Source organism: Luteimonas yanweni, from assembly GCF_039548475.1.
Classification (GTDB): Bacteria; Pseudomonadota; Gammaproteobacteria; order Xanthomonadales; family Xanthomonadaceae; genus Luteimonas.
Genome location: NZ_JBCLVC010000006.1, coordinates 263,829 through 283,097, shown reverse-complemented (window position 1 = coordinate 283,097; position 19,269 = coordinate 263,829). Strand labels below are relative to the sequence as shown.

17 protein-coding genes and 1 tRNA gene are annotated in these 19,269 nt (G+C 69.9%); 9 read left to right on the top strand and 9 right to left on the bottom strand.

The window, feature by feature from the left end:
* Positions 1-140: 140 nt before the first annotated feature.
* Positions 141-1,148: a class I fructose-bisphosphate aldolase gene (locus WCE39_RS02970; protein ID WP_343275218.1), complete on the top strand. Its 1,008-nt coding sequence runs from the start codon at positions 141-143 to the stop codon at positions 1,146-1,148.
* Between the two features lie 140 nt (positions 1,149-1,288).
* Here the strand turns inward: WCE39_RS02970 and cysK are convergent, their stop codons facing one another.
* On the bottom strand, positions 1,289-2,245 hold the full coding sequence (gene cysK / locus WCE39_RS02965; protein WP_343275217.1) for a cysteine synthase A: 957 nt from the start codon (positions 2,243-2,245) through the stop codon (positions 1,289-1,291).
* A 193-nt stretch (positions 2,246-2,438) separates the two neighbouring features.
* Here cysK and WCE39_RS02960 point away from each other — a divergent pair, with 193 nt between their 5' ends.
* From WCE39_RS02960 to WCE39_RS02945, 4 genes are all read left to right on the top strand, one after another.
* The gene (locus WCE39_RS02960) at positions 2,439-3,566 is read left to right on the top strand and encodes an efflux RND transporter periplasmic adaptor subunit (protein WP_343275216.1); all 1,128 of its coding nucleotides are present in this window, start codon (positions 2,439-2,441) and stop codon (positions 3,564-3,566) included.
* Positions 3,567-3,569: 3 nt separating this feature from the next.
* Entirely contained in the window at positions 3,570-6,713 is a 3,144-nt protein-coding gene (locus WCE39_RS02955) for an efflux RND transporter permease subunit (protein WP_343275215.1), read from the top strand.
* A 120-nt stretch (positions 6,714-6,833) separates the two neighbouring features.
* Positions 6,834-8,273 (top strand): alanine/glycine:cation symporter family protein, encoded by a 1,440-nt coding sequence (locus tag WCE39_RS02950; protein WP_343275214.1) that lies wholly within the window; start codon positions 6,834-6,836, stop codon positions 8,271-8,273.
* A complete protein-coding gene (locus WCE39_RS02945; protein ID WP_452299554.1) occupies positions 8,173-9,018 on the top strand; it encodes a TrmH family RNA methyltransferase in 846 nt (281 codons plus the stop codon). The genes WCE39_RS02950 and WCE39_RS02945 overlap by 101 nt, the downstream gene beginning before the upstream one ends.
* A 389-nt stretch (positions 9,019-9,407) precedes the next feature.
* On the opposite strand, the gene WCE39_RS02940 is transcribed toward WCE39_RS02945, so the two are convergent.
* From WCE39_RS02940 to WCE39_RS02925, 4 genes are all read right to left on the bottom strand, one after another.
* Positions 9,408-10,796, bottom strand: coding sequence for a M28 family peptidase (locus tag WCE39_RS02940; RefSeq protein WP_343275231.1), 1,389 nt, complete (start codon positions 10,794-10,796; stop codon positions 9,408-9,410).
* Positions 10,797-10,935: 139 nt separating this feature from the next.
* Positions 10,936-11,346, bottom strand: coding sequence for a large-conductance mechanosensitive channel protein MscL (gene mscL / locus WCE39_RS02935; protein WP_343275213.1), 411 nt, complete (start codon positions 11,344-11,346; stop codon positions 10,936-10,938).
* Between the two features lie 33 nt (positions 11,347-11,379).
* Complete coding sequence (locus tag WCE39_RS02930) at positions 11,380-12,096, bottom strand: fumarylacetoacetate hydrolase family protein (protein ID WP_343275212.1); 717 nt, start codon at positions 12,094-12,096, stop codon at positions 11,380-11,382.
* A gap of 31 nt (positions 12,097-12,127) precedes the next feature.
* Positions 12,128-12,424 carry a hypothetical protein gene (locus WCE39_RS02925; RefSeq protein WP_343275211.1) on the bottom strand — a complete coding sequence of 99 codons (297 nt, stop codon included), beginning with the start codon at positions 12,422-12,424 and terminating at the stop codon, positions 12,128-12,130.
* 50 nt (positions 12,425-12,474) lie between these two features.
* On the opposite strand from WCE39_RS02925, the gene WCE39_RS02920 reads away from it, so the two are divergent.
* Complete coding sequence (locus tag WCE39_RS02920) at positions 12,475-12,864, top strand: Rieske (2Fe-2S) protein (protein ID WP_343275230.1); 390 nt, start codon at positions 12,475-12,477, stop codon at positions 12,862-12,864.
* A gap of 34 nt (positions 12,865-12,898) precedes the next feature.
* Here WCE39_RS02920 and WCE39_RS02915 read toward each other — a convergent pair whose 3' ends face one another.
* From WCE39_RS02915 to thiS, 4 genes are read right to left on the bottom strand one after another with little or no spacing between them, the layout of a single operon-like run.
* Positions 12,899-14,740, bottom strand: coding sequence for an SLC13 family permease (locus tag WCE39_RS02915; protein ID WP_343275210.1), 1,842 nt, complete (start codon positions 14,738-14,740; stop codon positions 12,899-12,901).
* Between the two features lie 9 nt (positions 14,741-14,749).
* Entirely contained in the window at positions 14,750-15,550 is an 801-nt protein-coding gene (gene trmB, locus WCE39_RS02910; RefSeq protein WP_343275209.1) for a tRNA (guanosine(46)-N7)-methyltransferase TrmB, read from the bottom strand.
* On the bottom strand, positions 15,550-16,350 hold the full coding sequence (locus WCE39_RS02905; protein WP_343275208.1) for a thiazole synthase: 801 nt from the start codon (positions 16,348-16,350) through the stop codon (positions 15,550-15,552). Before WCE39_RS02905 ends, trmB begins: the two co-directional genes overlap by 1 nt.
* Before the next feature lie 28 nt (positions 16,351-16,378).
* Positions 16,379-16,579, bottom strand: coding sequence for a sulfur carrier protein ThiS (thiS, locus tag WCE39_RS02900; protein WP_343275207.1), 201 nt, complete (start codon positions 16,577-16,579; stop codon positions 16,379-16,381).
* 146 nt (positions 16,580-16,725) lie between these two features.
* On the opposite strand from thiS, the gene WCE39_RS02895 reads away from it, so the two are divergent.
* The 3 genes from WCE39_RS02895 to WCE39_RS02885 all read left to right on the top strand — a co-directional run bounded on the left by WCE39_RS02895 (position 16,726) and on the right by WCE39_RS02885 (position 19,238).
* Positions 16,726-18,570: an autotransporter domain-containing protein gene (locus WCE39_RS02895; RefSeq protein WP_449283935.1), complete on the top strand. Its 1,845-nt coding sequence runs from the start codon at positions 16,726-16,728 to the stop codon at positions 18,568-18,570.
* A gap of 115 nt (positions 18,571-18,685) precedes the next feature.
* Positions 18,686-18,759, top strand: a tRNA-Gly gene (locus WCE39_RS02890).
* A gap of 101 nt (positions 18,760-18,860) precedes the next feature.
* Positions 18,861-19,238 carry a DUF6746 family protein gene (locus tag WCE39_RS02885; protein WP_343275206.1) on the top strand — a complete coding sequence of 126 codons (378 nt, stop codon included), beginning with the start codon at positions 18,861-18,863 and terminating at the stop codon, positions 19,236-19,238.
* Positions 19,239-19,269 lie beyond the last annotated feature (31 nt).

Below are 19,269 nucleotides of genomic sequence, written 5' to 3'. Positions count from 1 at the left end.
TGTGGGAGCGGCTATAGCCGCGATCGGGATCTATCGCGGCTATAGCCGCTCCCACAGCATCCCCCGAGGGCTCCCCGAGGCTCCGGCGGGGCCGAACGGCTATACTGGGCGGCCCTGTCGCCCGCCCGGAGTTCCAGAGAATGAGCATCGAACAGCTTGCAGAAACCGCACTCGCCATGGTCGCCCCGGGCAAGGGCATCATCGCCATCGACGAATCCTCCGGCACGATCGCCAAGCGCTTCGCCGGCGTCGGCATCGAGAACACCGAGGAAAACCGCCGCGCCTACCGCGAGCTGCTCCTGACCACGCCGGACCTGTCCGAGTACATCAGCGGCGCGATCCTGTTCGACGAGACCCTGCGCCAGAAGACGAAGGACGGCGTGCCCTTCGCCCAGTACATGACCGAGAACGGCATGATCCCGGGCATCAAGGTCGACAAGGGCACGCATGCCCTGGCCGGTTTCCCGGGTGAGGTGGTGACCGAAGGCCTCGACGGCCTGCGCGCGCGCCTTGAGGAGTACTACAAGCTCGGCGCCCGCTTCGCCAAGTGGCGCGCGGTGATCAACATCGGCGACGACGTGCCCTCGGGCACCTGCATCGAGGCCAACGCCCACGCGCTGGCGCGCTACGCCGCGCTGTGCCAGGAGCAGGGCCTGGTGCCGATGGTCGAGCCGGAAGTGCTGATCGACGGCAACCACGACATCGAGACCTGCTACGAAGTCAGCGAGGTCACCCTGCGCGCGCTGTTCGACGCCCTGTACAACCAGAACGTGGCCCTCGAGGGCACGATCCTGAAGGCCTCGATGGTGCTGCCGGGCAAGGACAGCGGTGAGCTGGCGCCGGTGGAAGAAGTCGCCGAAGCCACCCTGATGTGCCTGAAGTCGGCGGTGCCGGCGATCCTCCCGGGCATCGTGTTCCTGTCCGGTGGCCAGTCCGACGAGGACGCCACCGCGCACCTGGACGCGATGAACCGCATGGGTCCGAACCCGTGGCCGCTGTCGTTCTCCTACGGCCGCGCCATGCAGTCGGCGGCGCTGAAGCTGTGGTCGCAGGACCTGGTCGGCAACTACGACGCGGCGCAGAAGACCGTGTTCGACCGCGCCAAGGCCAACGGCCTGGCCGCGCTGGGGCAGTGGTCGCGCGGCTGATCCCTATGGCAGCGGCTACAGCCGCGATGCCTTCAGCAGCATGAAAAGGGCGGCCCGCAGGGTCGCCCTTTTTTCATGTCTTGCTGTCCTGTGCTCCGCAGGAATCGCGGCTGTAGCCGCTCCCACGGCGGTGGGCCGGGTCAGGGCAGGCCGGCCAGCCAGTCGTCGTCGCTGCCTTCGGACACGCCCTCGAACAGCGGGGTCGAGAAGTAGCGTTCGCCCGTGTCCGGCAGCATCGCCAGGATGACAGCGCCCTCGGCGGCGTCCTTCGCCACGTCCAGCGCCGCGGCCACGGTCGCGCCGGCCGAGATGCCGGCGAAGATCCCTTCTTCGGCGGCCAGCCTGCGCGCGGTGGCGATCGCCACGTCGTCGGCCACGGACAGCACGCGGTCGGCGGCCTGGCGGTTGAGCACGGCGGGCACGAAGTCCGGGGTCCAGCCCTGGATCTTGTGCGGGCTGAAGTCGCCACCCTGCAGCATCGCGGCCACGGCCGGCTCCGCCGCCACCACCTCGACCCCGGGGCGCGCCAGCTTCAGCATTTCGCCCACGCCGGTCAGGGTGCCGCCCGTGCCCCAGCCGGTGACGAAGTGATCCAGGCGGCGGCCGGCGAAATCCTGCAGGATCTCGGCGCCGGTGGTATTGCGGTGGTACGCCGGATTGGCCGGGTTCGCGAACTGGTCGGCCAGGAACCAGCCGTGCTCGTCGGCCAGCTCCTTCGCCTTGCGCACCATGCCGGTGCCGCGCTCCGCGGCCGGGGTCAGGATCACCCTGGCGCCATAGGCGCGCATCAGCTTGCGGCGTTCGATTGAGAAGCTCTCGGCCATGGTGGCCACGAACCGGTAGCCTCGCGCCGCGCAGACCATCGCGAGGGCCACCCCGGTATTGCCGGAGGTGGCTTCGACCACGGTGTCGCCGGGTTTCAGCACCCCGCGCTGTTCGGCGTCGAGGATGATGGCAAGCGCCAGGCGGTCCTTGACCGAGCCGCCCGGGTTGAAGGATTCGACCTTGGCGTACAGGGTCGCGCCGGCGGGCGCGATGCGGTTCAGGCGCACCACGGGCGTGCCGCCGATGGTGTGGAGGATGCTTTCGTGGATCATGGCGTCGTCCTGCGTGGGTGGGGGACGTGGCCCCGGGTCCGTCCGCGGGGCCAAGGCCAGAATGCGCCGTAACGCACGAGGGCGCCACCGGTTGACCGCAACGGCGCATCCGGCGAACGGGCCTCATGGCATACGTCGCGGCCACACGCGGTCGATAGAATGCACGGCTTCCCTTTGCCGTTGCCCGCCCACGATGTCCGACGCCCCCGTCTTCCGCTCCGGCCCCAAAGCCTGCTGCGCCATCCTGCTCGCCCTGGCCCTCGCGGCCTGTGGAGCGGAGGGCGAGGCGGGCAGCCAGGGCGGTCCGCCCGCGGCGGTGGTGACGACGGGAGTCGTGTCCATCCAGCCCTTCAACGACCGCATCCGCGCGCTGGGCACGGTGAAGGCGCGCGAAGCGGTGGAAGTGACCGCCAAGGTCAGCGAGACCGTGGAACGCGTGCATTTCGAAAGCGGCGACGTGGTCGCCGCCGGTGCGCCCCTGGTCACCCTCAGCGGCGACCAGCAGCAGGCAGCGCTGGCCGCCGCGCGCGCCACCGCGGAGGAAGCCGATCGCATGCTGAAGCGCCAGCAGGAGCTGGCCGCGCAGCAGCTGATCGCGCGTGCGACGCTCGACACCCAGCGCGCCACCCGCGACAGCGCGCGCGCCCAGGTGCGGCAGATCGAAGCCAACCTCAGGGACCGCGTGGTGCGCGCGCCGTTCGCAGGCGTGCTCGGCGTGCGCCAGGTCAGCCCCGGCGCGCTGATCACCCCCGGCACCGTGGTCGCGACCCTGGACGACCTGTCCTCGGTCTACGTCGACTTCCCGGTGCCCGAGGCGCACCTGTCGCACGTGGCCCCGGGCCAGCGCATCACCGGCACCAGCACCGCCTGGCGCGGCCGCGGCTTCGAGGGCGTGGTCAGCAACGTCGGCTCGCGCGTGGACCCCACCAGCCGCGCGTTCAGCGTGCGCGCGGACTTCGCCAACCCCGAGCACCTGCTCCGCCCGGGCATGCTGATGCAGATCGAACTGGAGCGCACCGAGCGCGACGCGCTGCTGGTCCCGGAAATCGCCGTGGTCCAGGTCGGCCGCGAATCCTTCGTCTACCGGGTGCGCCCCGACGCCACCGCCGAACAGGTGGTGGTCACGATCGGTTCGCGCGCCGGCGGCATGGCCGAGATCGTCTCGGGCCTCGAGCCCGGCGACCGCATCGTCATCGACGGCACCGGCAAACTGCGCGACGGCAGCGCGATCGTCGAAGCCGGGCCCGGGGAGGCCGGCACCAGCGAAGGCGAACCGGGCGCGGCCGGCGCGAGCGAGGCCGCCGGACCGGGCGAGGGCTGAGCCATGATGCTGTCCGACCTCTCCATCCGCCGCCCCGTGTTCGCCACGGTGATGAGCCTGCTGCTGATGGTGATCGGCGTGATGGCGTTCTCGCGCCTGACGCTGCGCGAACTGCCGGCGATCGACCCGCCGATCGTCTCGGTGGACGTGAACTATCCCGGCGCGTCCGCGGCCGTGGTGGAAACCCGCATCACCCAGGTGCTCGAGGACGCGCTCTCCGGCATCGAGGGCATCGACATCATCCAGTCGCGGAGCCGCAACGGGCGCTCCTCGGTGACCCTGGAGTTCACCCTCAACCGCGACATCGAGGCCGCGGCCAACGACGTCCGTGACGCCATCAGCGGCGTCGCCGACCGCATGCCCGACGAGGCCGACCCGCCCGAGGTCGAGAAGGCCGACAGCGATTCCGACACCATCATCTGGCTCAACATGAGCTCGGCGACGATGGACACGCTGGAGCTGTCGGATTACGCCGACCGCTATATCGTCGACCGCCTGTCGAGCCTGGACGGCGTGGCCCAGGTGCGCATCGGCGGCCGCCAGCGCTATGCCATGCGCGTGTGGCTGGACAGCGCGGCGATGGCCGCGCGCGGCATCACCCCCAACGACATCGAGTCCGCACTGCGCGCCGAGAACGTCGAGTTGCCCGCCGGCCGCATCGAGTCCGGCAGCCGCGACTTCACCCTCCGGGTCGAGCGCAGCTATGTCGAACCCCAGGACTTCGCCGCGATGCCGCTGCGCAAGGGCGCCGACGGCTACGTGGTGCGCCTGGGCGACGTGGCCGAGATCGAGCTGTCGTCTGCCGAGCGGCGCGCGTACTACCACAGCAACGGCCAGCCCAACATCGGCCTGGGCATCGTCAAGACCTCGACCGCGAACGCGCTGGACGTGACCCGCTCGGCGCGCGCGGCCGCGGTGGAAATCCAGAAGTCGCTTCCCGAGGGCACGAACATCTTCGTCGCCTACGACGATACGGTGTTCATCGAGGAATCGATCAAGCGCGTGTACTGGACGCTGATCGAAGCGATGGCGCTGGTACTGGTGGTGATCTGGCTGTTCCTGGGCAGCTTCCGCGCCGCGCTGATCCCGGCGGTCACCGTGCCGGTCTGCCTGCTGGCGGCCTTCATCCCGCTGGTGCTGTTCGGCTACTCGATCAACCTCCTGACCCTGCTGGCGCTGGTGCTGGCGATCGGCCTGGTGGTGGACGACGCGATCGTGGTGCTGGAGAACATCCAGCGCCGCGTGGACCTGGGCGAACCGCGGCTGGTGGCCTCGCAGCGCGGCACCAAACAGGTGGCCTTCGCGGTGATCGCGACCACCACGGTGCTGGTGGCGGTGTTCCTGCCGGTGGGCTTCATGGAAGGCAACACCGGGCGCCTGTTCCGCGAGCTGTCGGTAGCGCTGGCCGGCGCGGTGGCGTTGTCGGCCTTCGTGGCGCTGACGCTGACGCCGATGATGGCCTCGAAGATGGTGCGCCCGCACACCGAGGAGAAGTCCAACCCGGTCAACCGCTGGTTCAACGCGCGCCTGGCGGCGACCACCGGCGCCTATGGGCGCGCGCTCACGTGGATGTCCGGGCAGCGGCCGCGCCGGGTGCTGGCCGGCGTGGGGCTGGTGATGCTGGCCTGCCTGGCGGCGACCTGGGGCCTTTCGCGCGTGGTGCCGTCGGAGCTTGCACCGGCCGAGGACCGCGGTTCGTTCTTCGTCTCGATCGTCGGGCCGGAGGGCGCGGGCTACGACTACACCGTCCAGCAGGTGCGCGAGGTCGAGAAGGTCTTCGCCCGGCGCGTGGCCGAGGAGGACGGCGCGATCCGCCGCTACAACACCCGTGCCCCGGGCGGCTGGGGCGCGAGCGAGGAAATGCACACCGGCAACGTGATCGTCTTCCTGGAGGACTGGGACAAGCGCGAGCAGAGCACGGCCGAGGTCGCCGACTCGCTGCGCTCCGAGCTGGGGACGCTCAGCGGCGTGCAGGCACAGCCGCGCGTGGGCGGGGGACTCGTGGGCAGCCGAGGGCAACCGATTCAGATGGTGCTGGGTGGTCCGGAGTACGAAGAGATCGCAGCCTGGCGCGACGTGGTCATGCAGCGGATGGAGGCGCACCCCGGCTTCTTCTCCGTTGACTCCGACTACAAGGAGACGCGACCGCAGATGCGGGTCGAGATCGACCGCGTGCGCGCCGCCGACCTGGGCGTCAGCGTCACCGACATTGGCCGCGCGCTGGAAACCATGATGGGTGGCCGCCGCGTCACCACCTTCGTCCAGGAGGGCGAGGAATACGACGTGCTGGTGCAGGCCGGTCGCGCCGGGCGCGCCGATCCCGCCGACCTCGCGGCGATCGAGGTGCGCGCGCGCAGCGGCGAGCTGGTGCCGCTGTCGAACCTGGTCACGCTGTCCGAGCTTGCCGAGGCCGGCAGCCTCAACCGCTTCAACCGCATGCGCGCCATCACCGTCAGCGCCGGCCTCGCGCCGGGCTATCCGATGGGCGATGCGCTGGCGTTCCTCGACGAGGTCGTGCGCACCGAGCTGCCCGACTATGCGCAGGTGGGCTGGAAGGGCGAGTCGCGCGAGTTCCAGAAGGCCGGCGGCGCCGTGCTCCTGACCTTCACCCTTGCACTGCTGGTGGTGTACCTGGTGATGGCGGCGCAGTTCGAGAGCTTCGTGCATCCCTTCGTGATCATGCTGACGGTGCCGCTTGGCGTGCTTGGTGCGCTGATCGGGCTGGCGGCGACGGGGGGCACGCTGAATCTCTTCAGCCAGATCGGCGTGGTGATGCTGGTCGGGCTGGCGGCGAAGAACGGCATCCTGATCGTCGAGTTCGCCAACCAGCTGCGCGACGAGGGTCGCAGCGTGTCGCAGGCCATTGTCGAGTCGTCGACCGTACGCCTGCGCCCGATCCTGATGACCGCGATCGCGACCGCCGCCGGCGCGCTGCCGCTGGTGCTGGCCGGCGGCCCGGGCTCGGCCAGCCGCGCCACGATCGGCGTGGTGATCATCGCCGGCGTGGCGTTCTCGACCCTGCTTTCACTGTTCGTGGTGCCTGCCGTCTACAGCCTGCTCGCGCCGTTCACGCGCTCGCCTGAAGCCGTGGCGCAGGAACTCGCGAAGCAGCAGCGCGAAGTGCCCAGCGTCGGCGGACACGCCTGAGCCACCGGCCGCCTTCGCGCGGCCGGTTCGCATTTGCCCGCCGATCGTGGAGAATCGGGCCGGTTCCGGCCAGGGTGAACATGGCGCCGGTGCACTGCGATCCACCACCGGAGCCAGCACTTGGACGACCTTCTCAACACTTTGAACGGCCTGATCTGGAGCAAGGCGCTGATCGCGCTGTGCCTGGGCGCGGGCCTGTACTTCTCCATCCGCACCCGCTTCATGCAGCTGCGCAGCGTGCCCGAGATGATCCGGCTGCTGCTGTCGGGCAAGTCGTCGGACGCCGGCGTGTCCTCGTTCCAGGCGCTGGCGATTTCGCTGTCGGGGCGCGTGGGCATCGGCAACATCGCCGGCGTCGCCACCGCCATCGCCTTCGGCGGCCCGGGCGCGGTGTTCTGGATGTGGGTGATGGCCTTGCTGGGCGCTTCGACCGCGTACGTCGAATCCACGCTGGCGCAGATCTACAAGGAAAAGGACGACGAAGGCCGCTATCGCGGCGGCCCGGCCTATTACATCGAAAAGGCGATGGGCCAGAAGTGGTACGCGTGGCTGTTCGCGGTCGTCACCATCGTCGCCACCGGGTTCTTCCTGCCCGGCGTGCAGGCCAATGGCATCGCATCGGGCATGGAGAATGCCTTTGGCATGGCGCCTGCCGTCACCGCCACCGGCGTTGTGATCGCGCTGGGCTTCATCATCTTCGGCGGCGTCAAGCGCATCGCGCGCTTCGCCGAGCTGGCGGTGCCGTTCATGGCGCTGGCCTACATGCTGGTCGCGTTCGTGATCCTGGTGCTCAACGTCGAGCAGGTGCCGGAGATGCTGATGCTGATCTTCCGCAGCGCCTTCGGCATGGAGGCTGGCTTCGGCGCCATGCTTGGTCTTGCGGTGGAATGGGGCGTGAAGCGCGGCATCTACTCCAACGAAGCGGGGCAGGGCACCGGGCCACACGCCGCCGCCGCGGCCGAGGTCTCGCACCCGGCCAAGCAGGGTTACGTGCAGGCGTTCTCGGTCTACGTCGATACGCTGCTGGTGTGTTCGGCCACGGCCTTCATGATCCTGTCCACCGGCATGTACAACGTCGGCATGCCCGACGGCGCGATGCTGGTCGAGGCACTGCCCGGCATCGAGGCCGGCCCGGGCTTCGCGCAGGCGGCGGTGGAGTCGGTGCTGCCCGGGTATGGTGCGGGTTTCGTGGCGCTGGCGCTGCTGTTCTTCGCCTTCACCACCATCGTCGCCTACTACTACATGGCGGAAACCAACATCGCCTACATCAACCGCAAGGTGCACCGGCCCTGGATGACCCTGGTGCTGCGCGTGTTCATCCTGCTGGCGGTGATCGTGGGCGCGGTGCGCTCGGCGGGCGCGGCCTGGACGCTGGGCGACATCGGCGTGGGACTGATGGCCTGGCTCAACATCGTCGCCATCCTGATCCTGCAGAAGCCGGCGCTGGTGGCGCTGCGCGATTACGAACGACAGAAGAAGGAAGGCCTGGACCCGACCTTCGATCCGGAGTCGCTGGGCATCCGCAACGCCGCCTTCTGGGCAGGCAGGAAGAAGGACTGAGATGGCGAAGGCCGGTGGCAATGACGAGGTCCGCCTGCATGGCCTGAACGCCGTGCAGGCGGTATTTGCGCGCCGCCCGGTGGCGATCCGCAAGCTGTACCTGGCCGAGGCGCTGATTCCGCGCCTGCAGCCGCTGCTGAAGTGGTGCGTGGCCAACCGCGTTGGCTACCGGGTGGTGGAAGAGGACGACCTGCGCAAGCTCGCTGCCAGCAGCCACCACGAGGGCGTGGTCGCCGACGTGCTGCGCGAAGCGCCGGTCGCGCTGACCACGTGGCTGCAGGACCTCGGCGAAGGCGCGGTCTGCGCGCTGTGGCTGGACGGCGTCGGCAACCCGCACAACCTGGGCGCGATCCTGCGTTCGGCGGCGAACTTCGGCGCGACCGTGATGCTGCCCAAGCACTCGCCGCTGCAGCTTTCAGGCGCCGCCGCGCGCGTGGCCGAGGGCGGTGCGGAAGCCGTGCCGCTGGTGCGCCTGGGGCGCGAGGACAACGCCATCGCCCAGCTGCGCGGCGCCGGCTTCACGCTGGCGGCGACCGTGGTCCGCGGCGGCGGCGACGTGTTCGCGACCGACCTGCCGCCACGGCTGGTCTATGTGCTGGGCGCCGAGGGCGAGGGCATGTCCGAGGCGCTGGCCGACGCCTGCGACCTGCGCGTCTCCATCCCCGGCACCGGCGCCGTCGAAAGCCTCAACGTCTCGGCCGCGACCGCGGTGCTGCTGGCGCGCTGGTGGCAGGTGCGGGGCTGAATTCCGCCGAAGCAGTTGCTGCCGGGAAAAGCGTTTGCCACGGATTTACACGGATGGGCCGCGGATTTACACGGATAGGGCAAAGGCTTTGACCACGGATGACGCGGATCACGCGGATTTACGCGGATCAAGCTGAGGCAAGGCACCCGCATCAGGCGCTGGCCGACGTTTTTTCGGGAGTGGTTTCCGGCAACACCGTTGCTTCGGGCAGATCCGCGTAAATCCGCGTGATCCGCGTGATCCGCGTCATCCGTGGCAAAAGATGCTCCCATCGCACACACGCCTGTGGCCGCAGCTGTACCTGCTCCTGCAAAAGTCAGCGTTTGCTTTATCCGTGTAAACCCGCGGCCCATCCGTGTAAATCCGTGGCAAAAAAAAGCTCTGCGCCGTCACGGCCCCGCGACCGGCGCACTGCCGAAGTCGCCTTCCGCATCCGCGGCCAGGTATGCGAACACGGCGTAGGCGGCCGCGTTCTGGGCCAGGGCGGCCGGGTCGATCTTGTCCAGGGTGTCGTCCGGCGTGTGGTGCAGGTCGAAGTAATCGGTGCCGTCCTGGCCGAGCCAGGCCCAGGTGGCGCCGGCGCGGGAGATGCCGATCACATCCGGGCCGGGGCCGCCCTCGTCGGAGGGTTCGATGCCCAGCGGCGCGAGTGCCTCGGCGATGCGTGCTTCGGCGGCCTGGGCGTGCGCCGGGGCGCCGGTGTTGAAGCCGTAGATGCGGCCGGCGCCGAAGTCGCTTTCGGCGACGAGCTGGTGGCGCGCGACGTCGGCGCCGTGCTTCTCCGCGTAGGCGAAGCCGCCGTGCAGGCCCTGCTCCTCGTTGGCGAAGGCGACCACGCGGATGCTGCGCGCCGGGCGCCGCTCCAGGGCCGCGATGTGCACCGCGGCCGCCATGGTGATGCCGACGCCCGCGGCATCGTCGACCGCGCCGGTGCCGAGATCCCAGGAATCGAGGTGCGCGCCGATCAGCACCACCTCGTCCGGGCGACTGGCGCCGGTCATTTCGCCGATCACGTTCTGCGAGGTGTATTCGCCGTCCCAGCCGCAGTCCAGCGCCAGGTTGACGCGCACCGGACCGCGCTTGAGCAGTCGCGCGAGCTGGTCGGCGTCGGGCACCGCCAGCGCCGCGGATGGCACCGGCGTCAGGCCCTCGTCAAAGCGGGTGATGCCAGTGTGCGGGTTGCGGTGCGAATCCGTCCCGGCCGAGCGCATCAGGAATCCGATGGCGCCGGCGCGGATCGCTTCCGAAGGGCCGCGGCTGCGCACGCGCGATCCCGGGCCGTAGCCGCTGCCGTCGCGGGCGCGCTCCATCGCATAGTCGACGAAGGCGATCTTGCCGGCGAGCGAACCCGCCGGGGCGGCTTCCAGCTCGGCCAGGCTGGCGAAGCGCACGATCTGGCCCTCGACCGTGCCGCCGGGGCTGCCGCCGAGTGCGGTCAGGGCCAGCGGCTGCGCGCTGGCGCCCAGCACCGCGGCGTGCTCGCTGCGGCGAACCCACTTGGGGAACGTCACCGGTTCCGTCCAGACGCGGTCGAAGCCGAGTTCGGCGAACTTCGCCTTCGCCCACTCCACCGCGCGCGCGTCGGCTTCGCTGCCGGCCAGCCGCGGGCCGATCTCGGTGGTCAGGGACTCGGTGATGTCCCAGGCGAGCGGGCTGGCCAGCGCGGCCTCGCGCAGCCGGGCGGCCGTCGCCACGGACGCGTCCGGAATGCGGGTTTCGACCGTCGGCGACGTGGCGCCAGCGGCCGCGCCATCGGCGGCGGCGGTGGACGGGATCATGGCCGCGGCGATCGCCGCGGTGAGCAACATCGGGACCAGGCGCATGACGCTCCGCTGCACTGAAAGGACGAAGCCGCGAGCTTAGCAAGCCGCGGCTCCGTGCCGATGTGCGTGAAGTCCCGCCCGGTGGGCGGACGCGCTACCGCTTCAGAGAATCGCGGATCTCGCGCAGCAGCACCACTTCCTCCGCGGGTGCCTCGGGCGTGGCCGGCTCCTCGGACTTGCGGTTCAGGCGGTTGATCGCCCTGACCACCATGAAGATCGCGAACGCGACGATCAGGAACTGGATCAGCGCGTTGATGAACTCGCCGTAGCCGATCACCACCGCCGGCACCGCTTCGCCGGCCGCATCCACGGTTTCGGCCCTGAGCGTGATGGCAAGATCGGAAAAATCGACGCCGCCGATGAGCAGGCCGATCGGCGGCATGATCACGTTGTCCACCAGCGCGGTCACGATCTTGCCGAACGCGGCGCCGATGACCACGCCGACGGCGAGGTCGATGACGTTGCCGCGCATCGCGAATTCCTTGAACTCACTCATCATGCCCATGGCGCTCTCCGTGTCCTGCCGTTGGTGGCCCTGTCACCCTACACGCGCCGCGGCGATCCGGCAGCGCATCACGATGGCATCGTCCAGCCGGGCCTCGCATTCGTCCCCCGGCGCCAGCGCGGCCACGCCCGCCGGCGTACCCATGAACACCAGGTCCCCGGCGCGCAGGGCGTAGAGCTTCGACAGCTCGTGCAGGATGTCGGGCACGTCCCAGATCAGGTCCGACAGCGGCGCGGCCTGGCGTTCGTCGCCGTTCACGGCCAGCGACAGGCGTCGCGGTGCCAGTTCGCCGATGTCGGCCACGGGCACGAGTTCGCTCAGTGGCGCCGATTCGTCGAAGCCCTTGCCGGTGTCCCAGGGCAGGCCGGCCTTCTTGGCCGCGGCCTGCAGGTCGCGCCGGGTCAGGTCCAGGCCGACGCCGTAGCCGAACACCAGCGCGCCCGCGTCCGCGGGATCAAGCACGCCAGCCGGCGCATCGCGGCCAAGGGCGACCACGAGCTCGACCTCGTGGTGCAGGTCGGCGGTCGCGGGCGGATAGTGGACCACGCCGCCGGTCGCGATGGCGTCCGCCGGCTTGGAGAAGAACACCGGGCTGCCGCGCTCGGCCTTCGAGGCCGGCGCCTGCGCGCCCATTTCGCGGGCGTGGTCGGCGAAGTTGCGGCCCACGCAGTACACGCGGCGCACGGGGAAACTGCCGCCGCCGCGCACGGGCACGCGCACCGGCGCCGGCGCGGGGATCACGTCGGTCATGGAAGGCTCCAGGGACGGGCGCGCGGGGCGCTCAGTAGGGCAGGGTGTGCGCCGGCTTGTCGACCACGCGGTACTCGGCGTCGACCACCGCCCCGGCACTGGCCTGCGGCTTGGCGCCCCGGGTGAGCAGGCGCCGGGCCAGTCCGACCGCGAGCATCGCCGTGCCGACCACCACGCCGAGTACCAGCAACACGGCCAGCAGGGCCACGCCCAGCAGGCCCACGGCCACGCGCAGCAGCGGGTGCCGCGGCTTGCGCGGCGCGAACATGGCGCCGAGCTGGCTCGCGTCGAAACGGGCGTGGAAGGTGCGGAAGCTGCTGTTAATCATGCGGTAATGCCAGAATGTGAGTACTTGGTGATGACGTGAGTATCAGGGCCATGGCGCCGGAAGATGTAAGTGAAGTGTTAACCGATCGCGGGAATTCGCCCCTGCTGGCGTTCGACGCCCTGCCCGCGGGCGGCTTCGCCGAGGCCGAAGCCCTGGTCGACGGCGCGGAGGAATCCCTGATCCTGCATCGCGATGCCGCAGGCGGGGTGCGCGCCTGGCTCAACATCTGCCCGCACGCAGGCAGGCGCCTGGACTGGGCGCCCGGACGCTTCCTGGCGTCGAAGGAGGGGCTGCTGGTGTGCGCGGTGCACGGTGCCAGCTTCGAGACCGTGGGTGGCGTCTGCGAGGCCGGGCCCTGCCGGGGCGAAGCGCTGCGCGCGGTGGCCGTCGAAGTGCGCGATGGTGCCGTCTGGCTGGCAAACGCGCCCGACGCCGCGTAAATCAGGCTTGGGCCGACACCGCCCTGCAGGCCACTCAGAAGATCAGGTTCACCAGCGTCACCACCACCGCCAGGTAGACCGCCGAAAGCGCCGCGCCCACGCGCCACAGGTCGCGGGCGGAGTAGTCACCGGGGCCGGTCACCATCGACACCACCGGGTTGGATGCGGTCACCAGGTTGTTCGAGGCGGACAGTGCGACGATCAGCGCGAACGCGGTCGGATCGCCGCCCGCCGCCAGGGCCAGGTTGATCGCCAGCGGCACCATCACGATGGTCGCGCCGACGTGGCTGATGACCAGCGAGAACACCGAAGTCAGCGCGGCCACGGTGAGCTGGATCACCCATACCGGCAGCCCGCTGGGCAGCTCTTCGATAGTGTGGCCCGCGATCCAGGCCGCCGCGCCGCTGGTGTCCATCGCCCAGCCCAGCGGGATCAGGCAGGCCATCAGGAACACCGTCTTCCAGCTGATCGCCGAATAGGCCTCGTCCATCTTCAGCACGCCGCAGACCAGCATGCCGGCGACGCCGGTCATCAGCGCGATCGAGGTCGGCAGGTCCGAGCCCAGGGCGACCAGGATGGTGACCGCGAAGATCGCCATCGCGACCTTGAATTTGTGGGGCCGCTGCTCGCCCTTGGGGTAGTCGGTGACCACCACGAAATCGCGGTTGGCCGCGGTCTTGGCCAGGTCCTGCCAGATGCTGTGCAGCACCAGCATGTCGCCGGCGCGAAGCGGCAGGTTGCGGATCCCCTCGCGCAGCACGTCCTTGTCGCGGTTCACCGCAAGCAGGCTGATGCCATAGTTCTTGCGCATGGCCAGCTCGGCCTGGGTCTTGCCGATGAACTTCGAGGTTGGCGGCACCACGGCTTCGGAGATGCCGGCGCGGCTGGGGTTGAACAGGTCGCCGAACTCGCGCAGCCGCGTCGACATCCGCAGCATGTTGTTCTGCGCGAAATCCGCGATCTGCTGCCGCGGGCCCATTGCCCCGATCACGCTGCCGACCCAGATGCGGGCATCGGCGGGCGGGGCCAGGCGCGAGTCGTTGCCGGTCTTCAGCGCCAGCAGCAGCGGTGCGCCGTGCAGGCTTTCGGCTTCGCCCAGGGCCATGCCGACCAGCGGGCTGTCGGCGCTGACGGTGAGTTCGAACACGTCGCCCTCGATGCCATAGGCGCGCGCGAAGTAGCTCTGCGTGCGCGCCGGGGTCACGCCGCCGTCGCTCTCGCCGCCGCCGCCCAGCAGCCTGTCGCCGAAGAAGTGGAAATAGGCCAGCGCCAGCACCAGCAGGGTCAGGCCGATCGGCAGTGGCGCGAACATCGGCAGCGGTTCGAGCGTGGCCACGCCCGAGGGCAGGTTGGCGTTGGCCGCGACCAGCAGGTCGTTCAACAGGATCAGCGGCGAGTTGCCGACCATGGTCAGCGAGCCGCCCATGATGATCGCGGCGCAGATCGGCAGAAGGAAGCGTGACAGCCTGAGGCCGGTGCGCGAGGCCAGGCGCGAGGCCACCGGCAGGTACAGCGCCATTACCGCCGGGTTCTGCATGAATGACGAGTTGAGGCCGGCGATGGCCGAGGTGTAGAGCAGCAGCCGCTTCTCCGCGCCCTTCGATCTCCGCAGCAGCCAGGCCGCCAGGCGGTTCAGCGCGCCGGTGCGGTCCAGGCCCATGCCCAGGATCATGGTCGCGATGATGCTGATCACCGCGTTGGACGAGAAGCCGTTGAAGATGTCCTCGGGCGCGACCAGGCCGGTCAGGCCCAGCACCACCAGCACGACCAGTGCCACCAGGTCGGCGCGCACGCGTTCGAACAGGAACAGTCCCATCACCATCGCCACCAGCCCGAGGACGAGCTTCATGTCGGTGGTGAGGGCCAGCGTCTCCATGTCCTGCGTCTAGTCCCCGGTCCTGCCGTGCGGCCTGCGTTCGTGCAGCATTCTGTCGTCGGGCACCCGGTCGTGGGGCACCCTGTCATAGAGCAGGTCCCACACGCCGTGGCCGAGGCGCTGGCCACGGCTTTCGAAATGCGTCTGTGGGCGCCAGGTCGGCCGCGGCACGTGGCCGCGGGCGCCGGCGCGGTTGCGCAAGCCGTCCGTGGCATCGAGCACGTCCCACATCTGCTCGGCATAGTCGTGCCAATCGGTGGCGAGGTGCAAGCGGCCATCGGGCGCGAGCTTGCGCACCAGCAGCGCGGCGAACGCAGGATTCACCAGCCGACGCTTGTTGTGGCGCTTCTTGTGCCAGGGATCGGGGAAGTAGATGCGGACTTCGTCGAGGCCTGCATCGGCGACCTCGTTCTCCAGCACTTCCACCGCGTCGTGGTGATAGAGGCGCACGTTCCCACTGCCGTCTTCGGCGAGTGCGTTGAGCAGGCGGCCGACGCCGGGCGCATGGACCTCGATGCCGATGTGGTCGCGCGCCGGGTCATGCGTGGCCGAATGGCGCAGCGCCTCGCCGTTGCCGAATCCGATTTCCAGGATCAGCGGCGCGGCGCGCCCGAAGGCGGCCTCGAAGTCGCGCGGCGTGCCGGCGTAATCCAACCCGAAGCGCGGCCACTGGGCATCGAAGGCGCGCTGCTGCGCAGGCGTGAACCGGCCCTGGCGCAGCACGAAGCTGCGCACGCGGCGATTGCCATCTTCGATCGTGAACGGCTTGGGCGGTGCCTTCGAACCCGGACTGGAGAACGGGTCGGTCATCAGCCGACGAGGCCGTCGACCGGGGACGAGGCGCTGGCGTAGCGCTTGCGCGGGATGCGGCCGGCGCGGAAGGCGGCGCGGCCGGCTTCGACGGCAAGCTTCATCGCGTGCGCCATCAGCACCGGCTCGCGCGCGCCGGCGATGGCGGTATTCATCAACACGCCGTCGCAGCCGAGCTCCATCGCGATCGCGGCGTCGGACGCGGTGCCGACGCCGGCGTCGACGATGATCGGCACCTTGGCGTTGTCGACGATCTCCAGCAGGCTCCATTTGTTCTGGATGCCGAGCCCCGAGCCGATCGGCGCGGCCAGCGGCATCACCGCCACGCAGCCGATCTCCTCCAGCTGCTTGGCCAGGATCGGATCGTCGGAGGTGTAGACCATGACGTCGAAGCCGTCGGCGACCAGCAGCTCGGCGGCCTTCAGCGTCTGCACCACGTCCGGGTACAGCGTCTTCCGGTCGCCCAGCACCTCGAGCTTCACCAGCTGACGGCCGTCCAGCAGCTCGCGGGCCAGGCGCAGGGTGCGCACGGCCTCCTCGGCGGTGTAGCAGCCGGCGGTGTTGGGCAGGATCGTGTAGCGGTCCGGCGGCAGCACGTCGAGCAGGTTGGGCTCGCCCGGGTCCTGGCCGATGTTGGTGCGGCGGATCGCGACGGTGACGATCTCGGCAGCCGCGGCCTCGGTGGCCAGGCGGGTTTCTTCCAGGTCCCTGAACTTGCCGGTGCCGGTGAGCAGGCGGGAGCGGAAGGGCGTGCCGGCGATGACGAGTGCGTCGCCGCGATGGTTGTCTGGACTGGTCATTGCGCCATTATTGCGCAAGCGTTGCCCGTCAACCGCCCCCCAAGGCGTGCACGACCTCGATCCGGTCCCCGTCCTTCAGCGCGTGTTCGGCGTGCAGGCTGCGCGGAACGATGGTGCCGTTCACTTCCACCGCCACCTTGCGCCCGGCCAGCTCCCGGGATTCAAGCAGGGCGAGGACGGTGCAGGGGCCGGGCAGGGCCTGCGGTTCGCCGTTGAGGATGATGTCCATGGCGCCATTGTCGCCCGTGCGCGGCGCGATTGCATGCCGTCGCCGCGCGGCATGCCGCAGTGCACATTGAGCGCACCGTCGCCGCCGTGGAAGATGGCCGGCCGCGCCAGGCGCGGTCGCCTGCCATCCGCCGCAAGGAATCCCAGATGTCGATGCCCCGCACCTTCCGCCGTACCCTGCTCGCCGCCGCGCTCGCGCTCTCCGCGTTGCCGCTGGCCGCCGCCGCCAACGACCAGCCCTTCTCGGAGACGGTGTTCTTCGGCGACAGCCTCACCGACGCGGGCTATTTCCGGCCGCTGCTGCCGCCGGAAGTGCAGGCGGTCACCGGCCAGTTCACCACCAACCCGGGCCTGGTCTGGGCGCAGTGGCTGGCGCAGTACTACGGCACCGACGCCTCGCCCAACGGCAACGGCCAGTCAGGCGACAACTACGCCGCCGGCGGTGCCCGCAACGGGGTCGACGGCAACGGCGCGCTCGGCTTCACCCCGTCGCTGGCGACGCAGGCCGGGGCCTACCTCGCCGCCAACGGCGGCCGGGCCGACCCGGACGCCCTGTACACGGTCTGGGGCGGCGCCAACGACCTGTTCGCGGTGGCGGCCGACCCGGCCAACGCGCAGGCCATCATCGGTGGCGCGGTGGCCGCGCAGGTCGGGATCATCGGCAGCCTGCAGGCGGCGGGCGCGCGCTACGTGCTGGTGCCCAACATCCCCGACCTGGGCCTGACCCCGGCGCAGGTCGCCCAGGGCCCGGGCGCGCAGGCCCAGGCCACCGCGCTTGCGACCATGTACAACGACGCCCTGTTCGCCGCGCTGGCCGCCAACGGCCTGAGCGTGATCCCGGTCGACACCTTCAGCTTCCTGCGCGAAGTGGCGGCCAATCCGGCGATGTTCGGCATCAGCAACGTCACCGGGACCGCCTGCATGCCGCAGGTGGTCGCGCAGTCGCTGACCTGCAACCCGACCAGCCTGGTCAGCCCGGACGCGCCGCAGACCTACCTGTTCGCCGATGGCGTGCATCCCGCAAGCGGCGCGCACCGCGCGCTGGCCGACCTGGCCATGGCCGCGATCGAGGGTCCGCGCCAGATGGCGGTGCTGCCGCACTCGGCCGCAGGCACCGGCCGCAACCGCGCCGCGCGCGTGGACGCGCAGATCGCCGGTCGTGGCGAAGCCTCCGGTTCGCGCTGGTGGGCCGACCTGCGCGGCGACTTCCAGCGCTATGCCCACGGCGACCACTACGATGGCACCGGCCCGGCGCTGACCGTCGGCATGGACTGGGGCAGCGACAGCCTGGTCTATGGCGGCTTCATCGGTTACGGCGCGCAGGCCAATGACTGGGGCAAGCGCCGCGGCGAATGGGACCAGTCCGAGATCTCGGTCGGCGGCTACCTGGGGTGGAAGAGCGATGCCGGCGGCTGGATCAACGGCCAGCTCAGCTACACCAGCCTGGACTTCGACATCGAGCGCCAGGTGACCATGGGCCCGGCGCTGCGTACGCACACCGGCTCGGCCGATGGCAGCAACCTGGGCCTGGCGGTGCAGGGCGGTTGGGAGTTCGGCGAAGGCGCGCTGCGCCACGGCCCGGTACTGGGCGTGGTCATGCAGCAGATCGAGGTCGACGGTTTCAACGAGAGCGACCCGACGCTGTCGACCTCGCTGGGTTACCTCGACCAGGAGTTCGATTCCACCGTCGGCAGCGCGGGCTGGCAGCTGGCCTACGCGATCCACGACCATCTGCAGCCGTACGCGCGGCTGACTGTCGACCGGGAATTCGAGGACGAGGCCGTGCAGGCCTTCGCACGCTCGCAGTCGATCGCAGGCTCACTGCCTTATGCCGTCCCCGGCGTCGAGTACGACCAGTCCTGGGTGACCCTGACCTTCGGTGCGCGCACGCAGCTGTTCGGGCTGGACGCCAACATCGGCGCCAGCGTCAACAGCGGCGAGAAGCGTGGCAAGCACGCGATGGTCTTCGCCAGCGTCGGCGCCGGCTTCTGAGGACCGGCACGCCGCGCGGCGGGCTCGCGGTTGGCCTGCACGCGCGGCGGGCCCGATCGGCCTGCACTCGCGGCGTTGCCAATCCGCGTGGCCGGGCCCTAGACTTGCGCCAGATGCGGGTGTAGCTCAATGGCAGAGCAGAAGCTTCCCAAGCTTACGACGAGGGTTCGATTCCCTTCACCCGCTCCAACTCCCGGCCCATGGACCGCGCGCGCGACAGCGGTCGCTGACGTGCATGCATCTGGTAATGGGATTCATTATCATCTGCTGTCCCCACGCCCGGAGTCACCATGAAGAACCTGTCGCTGCTGGTTGCCGCCCCCTTGCTTGCGCTGGGTCTTTGCGGCATCGCGTATGCGGATGACCGCCCCGACCATTTCGAAGGCGAGGCCTCGGCCACGCTTGACCAGGCGCTGGCCAACTTCGCCAACTACAACGCGCAGCTGGCCGCGGTCCTTGCCGAGGACGATCTGCGGCCGGAACACACGGCGAAGATCCACGAGCTGACCTATACCCTCGAGAACGCGCTGGAGAAGATCGCGTCGGAGCTCGACGGCCTGGCCGAAACGCTCGAAGCCGTGCACGTGTCGTCGGAGCGCTACGAGGTCGACACGGTGCGGGCGCAGGGCCGGAAGTACCTCGATACCGCGGCCAAGATCGCGCCGTAAGCCACTCCACGGCCACGTCCAGGCGCCACGT